This is a genomic window from Paraburkholderia sp. 31.1, from assembly GCF_014397645.1.
GTDB classification, from domain to species: domain Bacteria; phylum Pseudomonadota; class Gammaproteobacteria; order Burkholderiales; family Burkholderiaceae; genus Paraburkholderia; species Paraburkholderia tuberum.
In genome coordinates this window covers 68,459-81,809 of the sequence record NZ_VZQN01000011.1, presented here as the reverse complement: position 1 = coordinate 81,809, position 13,351 = coordinate 68,459, and the positions used below count along the sequence as shown (strand labels likewise).

General features: G+C 64.2%; 10 protein-coding genes. 4 read left to right on the top strand and 6 right to left on the bottom strand.

All coding sequences use genetic code 11. The features are described 5' to 3' along the window. Positions 1-19: 19 nt before the first annotated feature. Positions 20-1,240, bottom strand: a complete 1,221-nt coding sequence (locus F6X37_RS10530; protein WP_187611220.1) for an efflux RND transporter periplasmic adaptor subunit — start codon at positions 1,238-1,240, stop codon at positions 20-22. A gap of 34 nt (positions 1,241-1,274) precedes the next feature. Continuing rightward, positions 1,275-2,141: an alpha/beta hydrolase gene (locus F6X37_RS10525; RefSeq protein ID WP_187611219.1), complete on the bottom strand. Its 867-nt coding sequence runs from the start codon at positions 2,139-2,141 to the stop codon at positions 1,275-1,277. A 175-nt stretch (positions 2,142-2,316) separates the two neighbouring features. Here F6X37_RS10525 and F6X37_RS10520 point away from each other — a divergent pair, with 175 nt between their 5' ends. The 4 genes from F6X37_RS10520 (at position 2,317) to F6X37_RS10505 (ending at position 5,156) form a co-directional block, all read left to right on the top strand. Continuing rightward, complete coding sequence (locus F6X37_RS10520) at positions 2,317-3,321, top strand: LysR family transcriptional regulator (RefSeq protein WP_018423444.1); 1,005 nt, start codon at positions 2,317-2,319, stop codon at positions 3,319-3,321. Between the two features lie 215 nt (positions 3,322-3,536). After that, entirely contained in the window at positions 3,537-3,842 is a 306-nt protein-coding gene (locus F6X37_RS10515) for a DUF4148 domain-containing protein (RefSeq protein ID WP_187611218.1), read from the top strand. 14 nt (positions 3,843-3,856) lie between these two features. After that, entirely contained in the window at positions 3,857-3,994 is a 138-nt protein-coding gene (locus F6X37_RS10510) for a hypothetical protein (protein WP_187611317.1), read from the top strand. Between the two features lie 181 nt (positions 3,995-4,175). Then, entirely contained in the window at positions 4,176-5,156 is a 981-nt protein-coding gene (locus tag F6X37_RS10505) for an aldo/keto reductase (RefSeq protein ID WP_018423448.1), read from the top strand. Positions 5,157-5,304: 148 nt separating this feature from the next. On the opposite strand, the gene F6X37_RS10500 is transcribed toward F6X37_RS10505, so the two are convergent. The 4 genes from F6X37_RS10500 to F6X37_RS10485 all read right to left on the bottom strand — a co-directional run bounded on the left by F6X37_RS10500 (position 5,305) and on the right by F6X37_RS10485 (position 13,301). Next, entirely contained in the window at positions 5,305-6,210 is a 906-nt protein-coding gene (locus tag F6X37_RS10500) for a cation diffusion facilitator family transporter (protein ID WP_090807058.1), read from the bottom strand. Between the two features lie 172 nt (positions 6,211-6,382). Next, positions 6,383-11,221 carry an NAD-glutamate dehydrogenase gene (locus tag F6X37_RS10495; RefSeq protein ID WP_187611217.1) on the bottom strand — a complete coding sequence of 1,613 codons (4,839 nt, stop codon included), beginning with the start codon at positions 11,219-11,221 and terminating at the stop codon, positions 6,383-6,385. 185 nt (positions 11,222-11,406) lie between these two features. Then, positions 11,407-12,267: an alpha/beta fold hydrolase gene (locus F6X37_RS10490; RefSeq protein WP_187611216.1), complete on the bottom strand. Its 861-nt coding sequence runs from the start codon at positions 12,265-12,267 to the stop codon at positions 11,407-11,409. Beyond that, on the bottom strand, positions 12,264-13,301 hold the full coding sequence (locus F6X37_RS10485; protein ID WP_187611215.1) for a M14 family zinc carboxypeptidase: 1,038 nt from the start codon (positions 13,299-13,301) through the stop codon (positions 12,264-12,266). Before F6X37_RS10485 ends, F6X37_RS10490 begins: the two co-directional genes overlap by 4 nt. Positions 13,302-13,351 lie beyond the last annotated feature (50 nt).

Here is a 13,351-nt window from a genome sequence, read left to right as displayed (position 1 = left end):
GCGCGTTGGAGCATGCGGCTCACGAATTGCCTTTCGCGCCGGCCTCGGCCTTGGCACGCGACTGCGCGAGCGCTGCGCTGTTCGGGTCGTCGTCGGTCGTCATCGGCACCATGTGCGCGCGCACCATGTCGCCTGGACGCACGCGCTGAACGCCGTTGACGACGATCCGATCGCCCGGCTTCAAGCCGTCCTTGACGACGCGCAGATTGCCTTGCATCGAACCCGTCGTGATCCCGCGATAAACGACGTGGTTGCCCTGATCGACGACCAGCACGAACTTCTTGTCCTGGTCGGTGCCGACCGCGGCATCGTCGATCAACAGCGCCGGATGCGGTGCGCTGCCCCCCACCTTGAGGCGCGCGTAGAGGCCCGGAATCAGCGCGCCGTCCGCGTTGTCGAACTTCGCGCGCACGCGGATCGTGCCCGACGACGTGTCGAGCCGGTTGTCGACCGACTCGATCGTGCCGCTGCGCGAGTAGCCGGATTCATCGGCGAGACCGAGTTCGACCGGCACCTTGCTGCCGTCCTTCGCGCGGCTCAGGTATTGCAGGTAGGTCTGCTCGTCCGCGTCGAACGACGCGTAGATCGGCGATACCGACACGAGCGTCGTCAGCGGCACCGAACTGGCGCCCGCCGCCACCACGTTGCCGACCGTGATCTCCGCACGCGACACGCGGCCCGACACCGGCGCGACGATCTTCGTGTAGCCGAGATTGATGCGCGCGGTTTCCAGCGCGGCTTGCGCGGCCTTCAGGTTCGCGCTCGCCTCGCGCGCGGCGTTCTGCTTCTCGTCGTAGTCGCGTTTGGCGATCGCGTTGTCGACGATCAGCCGTTGCGCGCGTTCCCAGTCGCTTTGCGTGTAGCCGGTGCGTGCCTGCGCGGCCGCGAGCTGCGCTTGCGCGCGATCGACTTCGGCCGCGTACGGACGCGGATCGATCACGAACAGCGTGTCGCCCTGCTTCACGAGCGCGCCGTCCTTGAAGTTCACTGACACGATCGTGCCCGGCACCTGCGAACGCACGTCCACTTTCTGCACGGCTTCGAGACGGCCCGAATAAGACTGCCAGTCGGTGATCGTCTTCTGCACGACGGTCGCCACGTCCACTTCCGGCACGATGGTGGGTGCGGCCGGCGAGCTCGCATCGACACGAATCGCGCCGAACGTGCCAAGCCCGGCAAGGACTACGACGACCACGGCGGCTAACGCCACGCGGCGGCGGGAAAGAGGAAGGATAGTCATGTGTAGCTCCCGGTATCGTTGATTGAATTTCTGTTTATCGATGAGCGCGCGCGTCGAAGCGCCACTGGAAAAAGCGCACCGCTTCCTGCAAAGCGGGCGGATGATCGGCGAGCGCCGCGTGCGACACACTCGGAAAGCGCACCACCTGGGTCTGCACGCCCGCGTCGATCAGATTGCTTGCATACTTCTCGGCCTCGACGTGCAGCACGTCGTTCTGCGCGGTCGCGATCAGCGTGGCCGGCAAGCCGGCGAGCCGCGACGATTCGAGCGGTGCCGCATACGGATGCATGCGCTGAGACGCTTGCGGCAGATACGCGCGATAACACGCGGCGCACTCGCGCGCGGTGATGTCCGAACCGAGCCGCCGCTCGTCGCCGAGCCGCGTCAGGCTCGGATCCAGCATCGGGCCGAACAGCGCCTGCGCGCTGATCGGCACGTCGCCACGATCGCGCGCGATGAACGCGAGACAATTGGCGAGTTGGCCGCCCGCGTCATGGCCCGCCACGCCGATCTTTCTGCTATTGCCACCAAATGCCCGTGCCCGCGTCTGCACCCACAGCGCCGCGCGATGCGCGTCTTCCGGCGCGGCTGGAAATGGAAACCGCGGCGCGAGCGAATAGCCGACCGACACCACGAGCGCCGGTAAGTGTTCCGCGAAATACCGCGCGGCGAAGTCCGCGCACTCGATCGAACCCTTCGTAAAACCGCCGCCGTGAAAATAAAGCAGCACCGGCAACGCGGTTTTTTTCGTCAGCCGATACAGGCGCAACGTAATGGGTTGAGCGTACCCATCGATATCCACGTCGGTGACTTCAAGCGTTGCGTCATTGGCCTCAGCGCCAGTGTCTTCGGCGGAAACGCCGGTGGAAAAAGGCGGGTACGGCGATTTGAATGCATCCATGTCGAGCCGCGCAAATGCGCATAGAACTTCAATGGTGCGAATTGTGGGTTCGGCAGACTCGCAAATAAATGCCTATAATCCGGCAACACAATTCGGTGCCTTTGAACAATCCCGTTGTGATTGTTTTCGCGGACTCCATTCCCGCCTGTGCACCAGCCCCTTCTGGAGGTTTGCAATGGACCGGCTTCAGGCCATGCAAGTGTTCACGCGCGTCGTCGACACCAACAGCTTTACCCGCGCAGCGGAAACGCTCGACCTGCCGCGCGCATCGGTTACTACGATTATTCAGAACCTCGAAGCATTTCTCGGCACGCGGCTGATGCACCGGACCACCCGCCGTTTGTCGCTGACGCCCGATGGCGCCGCGTACTACGAGCGCTGCGTGCGCATCCTTGCAGATGTCGAAGAGACCGAGGCGAGTTTCCAGAGCGGCAACAAGAAGCCGCACGGCAAGCTACGCATCGACATGCCGGGCTCGATTGGCCGTCTGCTCGTCATTCCGTCGCTGTGCGAATTCCACACGCGCTATCCGGACATCGATCTGCAACTGGGCCTGACCGACCGGCCCGTCGATCTGCTGCAAGAAGGTGTCGATTGCGTGGTGCGTGTCGGCGCGTTGCAGGATTCGTCGCTGGTCGCGCGCCGCATCGGTCTGTTCGAGGGCGTGACCTGCGCGTCGCCTGACTACATCAAGCGCGCGGGCGTGCCCGCTTCGCTCGAAGATCTCGACAATCACAAAGCCGTCAACTACTTCTCGAGCCGCACGGGACGCACGCTCGACTGGGCGTTCCTGGTGAACGGCAACGAAGTGGAAGTGAAGATGAAAAGCATCGTGTCGGTCAACGACGCGGATGCCTACGTGACCTGCGGACTCGAAGGCTTCGGCCTGATTCAGCCGGCGCGCTTCATGGTGCTGCCGCATCTGGGCTCGGGTCAGCTCGTCGAAGTACTGCCGGACTTGAAACCCTTGCCGATGCCGATTTCGGCAGTCTATCCGCACAGTCGTCATCTGTCGCCGAAAGTCCGCGTTTTCGTAGACTGGATCGCGGAGCTGTTCGATCGTTGCCCATTGCTGAGCGGACGCGGCACTCTCGACGCCACCTGCACGAAGCGCACATTCGAGCAGCGCGAGTCCGCGCCGGCACTCGACACGCCGGTGATGACCGAATGGGTCGCATGAAGTACGGGCGGTGAAACAGTGAATTCCAGCCGCGGCGCCAATGCCGCGGCAACCGTGCAATCGCACGGCCCCGGTGAAGGAAGCCTCGCTCGCGATTGTTCCCGAATCGCGACAATTCATTTCGCAAAACCGCGATTTATCCACACCGCGTCGACGTCTACATTTCACCCTGTCGCAGCGCCATCGCGCTGCCAATGAATCGACAGGAGTGAATCATGAAACGCAATCTGTTGGCAGGCCTCGCTCTGTCGCTGCTCGTCAGCGTTCCGGCATTTGCGCAAGGCGGCGGCGGTATCGGCCGCGCGGGAACGTATGACACGCAACCGGCGCCGACCGCTAGCACGAAGACACGCGCCGAGGTCAAGGCCGAACTGGTCGCCGCGTATCGCGACGGCTCGCTGCCCTCACTGAATCGCACCTCGTATCCGGACAAAGGCCTGATCGGCCAGACGCAAGCCGCGCGCATCGCGTTGCAGGAAGGAACGAACGGCGAAGTGACGCGCGTTGCGGAGGGCCAGTAACGAGTTAGAAGAAGTTGATTCAGAACCCGGCGCGCTTGCGGCGCAAAACTGCGCGCCTCTTCATCAAGGAGCACATCGTGACACCATCGGAACTCGACAACTGGAATACCGACACGCCCGTGTGGACACCGTATCGCCCGATACAGCATTGAGCGTTGGCTGTCGTTCACGGCACTCGGCGTCATGCGCCCGCGAAGTGGCTTCGCGGGCGCATTCGCATTGAAGCGATCGAAAGCGGGTGCGGCCCGTGACGACGCGCTTGCCGTCGTTTCCCTATAATCGAACTTCCTTCCCTCGCAGCGGGTTTGTGCGCTTCACTATAGGAGCAACACGATGGATTATGTGAAACTCGGCCGCACCGGCCTCGATGTATCGCGTCTCTGTCTCGGCTGTATGAGTTATGGCGTACCCTCGCGCGGCACGCACCCCTGGTCGCTCGACGACGAAGCCGCGCGGCCTTTCATCAAGCAGGCGCTCGATCACGGCATCAACTTCTTCGACACGGCCAACGTCTATTCGGACGGCACCAGCGAGGAAATCGTCGGCCGTGCGCTGAAGGACTTTGCGAAGCGCGATGAGATCGTGCTAGCCACCAAGGTCAATAGCCGCATGCATCCGGGCCCGAACGGCGCGGGGCTGTCGCGCAAGGCGATCATGGCGGAGATCGATAACAGCCTGCGGCGGCTCGGTACCGACTATGTCGACCTGTATCAGATCCATCGCTGGGACTACGGCACGCCAATCGAAGAAACGATGGAAGCGCTGCACGATGTCGTGAAAGCCGGCAAGGCGCGCTATCTCGGCGCGTCGTCGATGTACGCGTGGCAGTTTGCCAAGGCGCTGCAGGTGGCCGAGCGCAATGGCTGGACGCGCTTCGTGACGATGCAGAACTACGTGAATCTGCTGTACCGCGAGGAAGAGCGCGAAATGCTGCCGCTGTGCGAAAGCGAAGGCATCGGCGTGATTCCGTGGAGTCCGCTTGCCCGCGGACGCTTGACGCGCGACTGGGACACCGAAAGCGCGCGCTCGGAAACCGATGAATTCGGCCGCACGCTGTACGCGCACACGCAGGAAGCGGATCGGCGTATCGTCGAGCGGGTCAGCGAGATCGCGAAAGAGCGCGGCGTGCCGCGCGCGCAGGTTGCGCTAGCGTGGGTGCTGCAGAAGAAGCCGATTACCGCGCCGATTGTCGGTGCTACCAAACTGCATCATCTCGACGATGCGGTTGCGGCGCTCTCGTTGAAGCTCAGTGACGACGAAGTTCGCCGGCTCGAAGAACTGTATGTGCCGCATGCGGTGGCGGGGTTCAAATAAACGCTGTGAAGCGTACTGGCATCCAGTCGGGACGGGCGGAATGACCCGCGATTGCAGCGCACGTCGCTTCGCCTCATCTCGCTTCCGCTCGCCTCCTCTCGTCCGCGGGGTTCACGACCCGATTCATGCCCGAGTGGAGAAGTCTTCTTTAATTGCGCGGCACATCCGGTTCGAAGAACACCCAGCGCACCTGAGGAAACGTGGCCTGCAGATCGGCCTCGATGACGTTGATCGCATCGACCATCGCGCGGCCGCTCGCGTAGTCGATCATTTCCGCCTGCACCGCCACCACCACGTGACGCCCCCACTGCAGCGTGATCAAGTTGATGATGCCGCGAATCTCGGGACGCGCACGCAGATGCGCGTCGATGGCGCTGCGCACTTCCGGGCTCGCCGATTCGCCGACGAGCATCGACTTCACTTCACGCGCGACGAGCCACGCGATCGTCATCAGCAGAAAACCGATCCCCACCGAGCCGAGCGCGTCATACACGGGGCTGCCGGTCACCATCGTCGATAGCACCGCGACGAAGGCGATCGCGAGACCGAATAGCGCGGCGATATCTTCGCCGGCCACGACCAGCAGATCCGATTCGCGCGTCTCGCGAAACCAGTGCCACAAATTTTTATCCGGATGCGTCTTGCGAATCTCCTTGACCGCGCCCCACAACGATAGCGATTCGAGCACCACCGACACACCGAGCACCGCCAACGCGACGAACGCATATTGCAACGGCTCGCGCGCAATCAGTCGATGCACGCCCTCATACACCGAAAACGCACCGCCGACGAAAAACAGCAGCAACGCAACCAGCAGCGAATAGAAGTTGATTTCGCGGCCGCTGCCCATCGGATGCAAAGGGCTCACCGGCTTGCGCGCTTCGCGCAGTCCGAATAGCAGCAGCAGTTGATTGCCGCAGTCGGCGGTGGAGTGAATCGCTTCGGCGAACATCGATCCGGAGCCGGTAAACGCCGCCGCGGCGAACTTGCAGACGGCGATGCCGAAGTTGGCGGCGAGTGCGTAGAAAATGGCTTTCGGCGATTCTTCTTTCATCTGCTGGCGGGGGTCGGTGAGTGGGCTGGGTATTGTTGGGTATTGCACGAGCGAAGTGATCGGCAAGTACTCGATATTATGGATGACAACGACACACCCGGTCGCAGGAATCGGACCTGATGTGCCGTCGTGCCGCCAGTTCCTCAGGCGTCCTTTGCACCATTCGTGCGGCTCACGCCCTCTCGAGCGCCGCCATCTCCCGTACGACAACCAGCAGCACCGAAAGACTCGCGCCGCCCGTCGCGCGCAGATCGGTCAGCAGACGCGTATAACGCTCGAGCTGTGCCGCGCGTTTGTCGCGCCACGCTTGCACCAGCGAATCGGGCGTCGACGCATCGGTCGCGCCGGCCAATGCGCTCGTGGTCAGCGCGCGCTTGAGCCGCGCGAGTTCGGCGAGCGCCGATGCGCGCGCGAGCATGTCCCAATGCGTCGGCGCCGGCAACGAGGCGGCGCGCTCGCTGATCCAGCTGTAATTCAGCAACGTGCCGAGCGCGAAGTAGACGCCCGCGACCTGTTCGAGATTGCGCCCGCACGTCGACGCGACTTCGGCGATATCGAGCAGAGCGGCCGACACCTCGCCGCTCGCGATCCGCACCGCGAGATCGCTATCGACACCCGCATCGACGAACACCCGTTGCCGCTCCGACAACGCTTCGAGGTCCGCGCCAGGCAACAGCGCCGGCCATTGTGGCGCGAGACGCTGCGCGGCGTCGCGACAGCGCGCGAGCAGGCCGGTCACATCGTCGCCGGCCGCGCCCGTTTGCAGATGCCGCAGGAACCACAGCGCCGAACGTTCGACGAGCCGCGCGACCTCCGCGAACATGCGTGCCTGCACGTCGTCGGGAACGCGGTTGTCCAGCGCGTCGATGCTGCGCCAGATCTGATCGAGATCGAACACGTCGCGCGCCATGATGCACGCGCGCACGATGTCGCCGGGCTCTGCATCGGTCTCCTCCATCAGCCGATGCACGAACTCGCAGCCGACGCGATTCACGAGCGCATTGGTCAGATGCGTCGCGAGGATTTCACGGCGCAGCGGATGGCGCTGCATCGGTTCGCGGAAACGCTGCTGCAGAGGTTTCGGAAAGTACTCGATCAACATATCGCTGACGAGCGGATCTTCCGGCATCGACGATTCGAGCAGCGCGTCATAGAGCCACATCTTGCTGTACGCGAGCAGCACCGCGCGCTCGGGTGTCGTCAGTCCCTGCTTCGCGGCCGCGCGCTCGGCGATGTCCTCGTCGGTGGGCAGAAACTCGATCACGCGATTGAGCCGCCCCGCCTTCTCCAGATAGCGCATCAGGCGCGCTTCGGCATCGAGCAGCTCCACGCCAAAACGGCCCGCGATCGACAAAGCCTGGGTCTGATAGTAGTTGTCCGTCAGCACGAGCAGACCGACTTCATCGGTCATTTCGGCAAGCAACGCATTGCGCTGCTTCTCCGTCATCTCGCCGTCGGCGACGACGAGGCCCAGCAGAATCTTGATGTTGACCTCGTGATCCGAGCAATCGACACCGGCCGAATTATCGATCGCATCGGTATTGATGCGGCCGCCGCGCTGCGCGAACTCGATGCGCCCGAGTTGCGTCAAGCCGAGATTGCCGCCCTCGGCCACGACCTTGCAGCGCAGATCCGCGCCGTTCACGCGGATCGCGTCGTTCGCGCGATCGCCCGCCTGCTGATTGGTCTCGCGGCTCGCCTTCGCATAGGTGCCGATGCCGCCGTTGTAAAGCAGATCGACCGGCGCCTGCAGAATCACGCGCATCAGCTCGGCCGGCGAGAGCGCCGCCGCGCTGATCCCGAGCGCCGCCTGCACCGCCGTCGACAGCGGAATCGTCTTCGCGCTGCGCGGGAACACGCCGCCGCCGGCCGAGATCAGCGACGGATCGTAATCGGCCCAGCTCGAACGGTCGAGCATGAAGAGCCGCGCGCGCTCCGCCATGCTCGCCGCGGGATCGGGATTCGGATCGAGAAAGATATGGCGGTGATCGAACGCGGCGAGCAGCTTGATATGCGGCGACAGCAGCATGCCGTTGCCGAACACGTCGCCCGACATGTCGCCGACACCGACCACCGTGAAGTCCTCGCTCTGCGTGTCGACGCCGATTTCGCGGAAGTGCCGCTTGACCGACTCCCACGCGCCGCGCGCGGTGATGCCCATCTTCTTGTGGTCATAGCCGACCGAGCCGCCCGACGCGAACGCGTCGTCGAGCCAGAAACCGTATTCCTGCGAGATCGCATTCGCGTAGTCGGAAAACGTGGCCGTGCCCTTGTCGGCGGCGACGACCAGATACGGGTCGTCGGGATCGTGGCGCACCACGTCTGGCGGTGGCACGACGTCGGTGCTCGCCAGATTGTCGGTCACGTCGAGCAAGCCGCGCAGGAAGGTCTGATAGCACGCGACGCCTTCGCGCATCCACGCATCGCGCTCGCTCTGCGGCGGCGGATTCTTGACGACGAAGCCGCCCTTCGAGCCGACCGGCACGATCACCACGTTCTTCACCATCTGCGCCTTCATCAGGCCGAGCACTTCCGTGCGGAAATCCTCGCGCCGATCAGACCAGCGCAGGCCGCCGCGCGCGACGCGCCCGCCTCGCAGATGGACGCCCTCGACGCGCGGCGAATAGACCCAGATCTCGAACATCGGTTTCGGCTCGGGCAAGCCGGGCACCTGGGCGGGATCGAACTTGAACGACAGATACGGCTTCGGTTGGCCCAGAGCGTCATGGCGGTAGTAGTTGGTGCGCTTGGTCGCCTTGATCACGCCGAGGAACTGCCGCAGGATGCGGTCTTCGTCGAGATTAGGCACCTGGTCGAGCGCGCTGTCGATCGTCTCCAGACAAGCGTTGACGCGGGCCTCGCGTACCGCGCCGAGCGCCGGATCGAAGCGCGCGATGAACAGGTCGACGAGCATGCGCGCAATCGCCGGATTGCCGGTCACCGCGCGTTCGATATACGCGTCGCTGAACGTCGAACCGACTTGCCGCAAATACTTCGCGTAAGCGCGCAGAATCGTCACCTCGCGTGCATTGAGCTGCGCGCGCAGCACGAGGCGGTTGAAGTCGTCGCTTTCGATCGTGCCGGTCCACACCTGCTCGAACGCCTGTTCGAACAGATCCTTGACCCGCTCGATGTCGAACTCGGTATCGTCCGCGAGTTCGAGGCCGAAGTCGTGGATCCACGCGGGCGTCGCACCGGGCGCCTCGATCAGATAAGGCCGCTCTTCGTCGACGCGCACGCCAAGATGTTCGAGCATCGGCAAGCTGCGCGACAGTGCGATCGGCAGCCCCGCGCGATACACCTTGAAACGGAACGCGCGCGGTCCCGATTCGATCGGCCTGTACAGGTTCATCGCGAGCCGCTCGCTGCCCTGCACGCGCTCGATCAGTTCGATATCACGCACGGCCGTGCGTGCCGGATAGTCGTCGCGATAGCCGGCCGGGAACGAATCGGCGTAGTGCTGCAGCAAACGGTTGCCCTGCTCTTCTCCGTACGCGTCGAGCAATGCGTCGGCCAGATCGTCCTGCCAGCGTCGCGCGACCTGCACGAGGCGCGCTTCGAGCTCGCGTGTGTCGACGCTCGGCATGCCGCCCGCCTTGGCATGGACGACGAAATGAATTCGCGCGAGCGTCGACTCCGACAGCAGCGGCGTGAATTCGACGTTCTCACCATTGAATGCGTCGGCGAGCAGGTTCGCGATGCGCTGCCGCAGATCGGTGTTGTACTTGTCGCGCGACACGAACACGAGGCACGATACGAAGCGATCGAATCGATCGCGCCGCACGAACAGCCGCGTGCGCTGATGCTCCTGCAAACGCAGCACGCCGAGGGCGGTGTCGTACAGCTGGTCCTCGTCGGCCTGGAACAATTCGTCGCGCGGATAGGTCTCGAGCACCGTCACCAGCGATTTCGCCAGATGACCTTTCGGCAGGAATGCGGCGCGTCTGACGATATTTGCGCATTTGCGCCTCACGATCGGAATCTCCGCGGCCGACACGAAATAAGCGGTCGACGTATACAGGCCGATGAAGCGCCGCTCGCCCGTCACCTTGCCATCGGCGCCGCTCAGCTTGATGCCGACATAGTCGAGATAGCCGGGCCGGTGCACCGTGGCGCGCGAATTGGCCTTGGTCAGAAAGATCGGCGACGACCCGGAGATGATCTCCGCGGCCGCCGGCGGCAACGGCGTGACTTCCGCCGCGCCGCCCGGCTGCTGCGCATCGCGCAGAATGCCGAGACCGGAGCCCGCGACCGCCCGCAAACCGAAGCCGCCGTCGTGCTGCACCAGTTCGTAATCACGGTAGCCGAGGAACGTGAAATGATCGGCGACCATCCATTCGACGAACGCGCGCGCTTCGACGCCCTCGGGACCGCTTTCGCGCGCCTTCATATCTTGAATGGTCTGCTTCGCGCGTTCGATGATCTTCGGCCAATCCTCGACCGCCGCGCGCACGTCGCCGAGCACGCGCGCGATGTCGTCGCGCAATGCGTCGAGTTTTGCGGCATCGCCACAACGATCGACCTCGAAATGGATGCACGAGGTCAGATGCGAGCGCGTATCGCCGGCTTCTTCGGCGCCTTGGCTCACGCGCGCGATGCTGCCGTCCGGCGCGCGCCAGACCCGAAATACCGGATGGACGACCGAATGCAGCGCGAGCCGATGCCGGTTGACCGACATCGAGACCGAATCGACGAGGAACGGCATGTCGTCGTTGACGATTTCGATCACCGTGTGATCGGAATGCCAGCCATGCTGTTCGAGGATCGGGTTATACACGCGCAGCCGCTGCTCGCCCGGCACGAAGCGCTGCGCGGTCTGCCAGTGGGCCAGCGCCGCGCCGTACAGATCGGCGATCGAGCGGCTTTGCAGATCGCCCGCGTCGACGAAATCGTAGTAATGCCGCAGGAAGGGTTCGACGATATTGAAGGCCGGCTCCGGCAACCGCCCCCGCGCGAATTCGACAACATCGTTCAGCAGGTGTGTGACGGCTTCTTCGTTCTTTGCTTGCATGATCGACTCCCCTGGCTGGCGGCAATGGTGAGTATCGCGTGATTCGCAGGCAACGTCTGACTTGGAATTATGCGCCTGCCGTACGCGATACGGCCGTTTCGCGCAGTCAGGTAATACCCGCTGACCGGTCGTCGAAGAATCGCCAGGCCCTGGCATCGCTGCGGCGCGGCAACGCCGTGCGCGGCTCAGCGCGCGGGCTTTGCGGGCGCCGGTGCCGGCGCGGCCGCATCGCTATTCTCGGCGCGCTGGGTGAGCCACGCGCGAATCTGCGCGGCCGTCCACGCGGGATCGTCATGCGGTAGATCGTGGCCGGCCCACGGATGCTTGCGATGCGGCGCGCCCCACGCCGCCGCGAGCTTCGCCGAACAGACCGGGTTGACGAGCCCATCGGCTTCCGACGACAGAATCAGCAGTGCACACTCCGGCGCGGCGGGCGCCGCGCTAAAGCACGCGGCCGCCCACAATTGCCGCAGCGCATTCGCGCGGCTCACCGGCGCGCTGCGGCGAATCGCGGTCCAGGCAGCGAGATCCGCGCCCAAGGTGTGGAGGTTATTGCACGTGAGTCGATGGATGCCGCTCTCGGCATCGGCGGCATCGCTCCAATGCGCCGCGACGCCGAGCAGACCAGGCCACGCCGACGGCCGCAGCCGCTCGTGCATGCGGCTGAATGGCCGCATGCTCGTATTGATCAGCACGAGCCGTTCGATCTCGCCGGGATGACGCTGTGCCCAGTGGCTCGCGACCATGCCGCCGAGCGACATCGCGAGCACGTTGTAGGGGCCCGGCACACCCGTTTCGAGCGCTGCCTGCCGCACGAATGCGACCATGCCCGCGACGCTCGCGGGCGCGCGCCGCCGCACGTATTCACCGTTGCCAGGCAGATCGAGCAGCAGCAAACGCAAGCCGGTCGTGCTCGTTGCGGCTGGGGTTGCATCGCGCAAGCGATCGCCCGAAATTTGACCCAGGGTTTCGCGCAACGCCGCCGGCAAGCGCCCCCAATGCCGCGTTTCCCGCGTCAGTCCGCGCAGCAGAATCCACGTGCTCATACGCGATCCGGCCCGTACCAGTGATCGAGCGCGCTTTGCAGCAACTGCTCGCGACGGTTGCCTTGCGGCAGCCAGCGCTGCGCCGAAAACGCCGCGCGCGCAAGGAAGTCGAACAGGTTCGCATGGCGCCGCAGCACGCGCGCGGTGCGATGCTCCATGACGGGATTGAACATGCCCTGCCGCGAAAACAACTGCCGCGGGTTTTTCTTGATCCACAGCCACGAGCCGAGTTCGAGCGTCATCGGCAGAAAGACGTTCGGCGCCGGCGTGCGGTCATACGCGTAGTCCCACAGATCGCCGTGCAGCAGATACTGATGGCTTTGCGGCTCGAACGTGTAGCCGTGATGCGGATGCGCGTGTTCGAACATGCTCTTCAACACGTACATTTCGGGCAGATGCGGCATCTGCCGGCGGGTTCGGGCGTACGGAAACCAGATGCTGTCGCTCCAGCCGTAGCCGGAATGGCAATCGAGTGCGATGCTCAACGGCCGCGCGGCGAGCTGCGTCTCGACTACATGCAGCAGCGCGGCCGCCTCGACCTCCATCGGCTCGCCCGCGCGGCCGCGATACCAGGGCAACCACGCGCCGACGCGCTGGCCGCCCGCCAGCAGCGGCACGCGCGCGTCGGCGTCTTGCGGTGCGTTGCGCATCAGGTCGACGCCGCGCGGATTCGCGCGCGTCGCTGCCCACATGCCGCCGGGATTCGCGATCGGTAAAAAGATCAGCCGGATGGACTGCAATTGCCGCACCAGCAATTCGTCCCATTCGAGCCGAGCGAGCAGCGCGCGCATATAGTCGAGGACGAGTTGCGAGCCGATTCGCTCGAGCCCGTGAATGCCGCCGAAAAAACCAATGGCTGGCGCGAGCGGATCGGATGAACCGATGCTCGCGGTGTAGACGGAAAAGCGCCGGCCGCGTACCTCGGTCTCGCAGACCGCGCGGATTTCGAAGCTCGCCCTGCCCTGGTCGAGTATCGACTTGAGATCTTCATATTCGGCAAAACTGTCCGGAAGAAAGCTCAAAGGAGTCGGCATGACGGCGTGACCGGAGTGTCGGGATTATTAAGGAGGGCCGGAAAACCCGC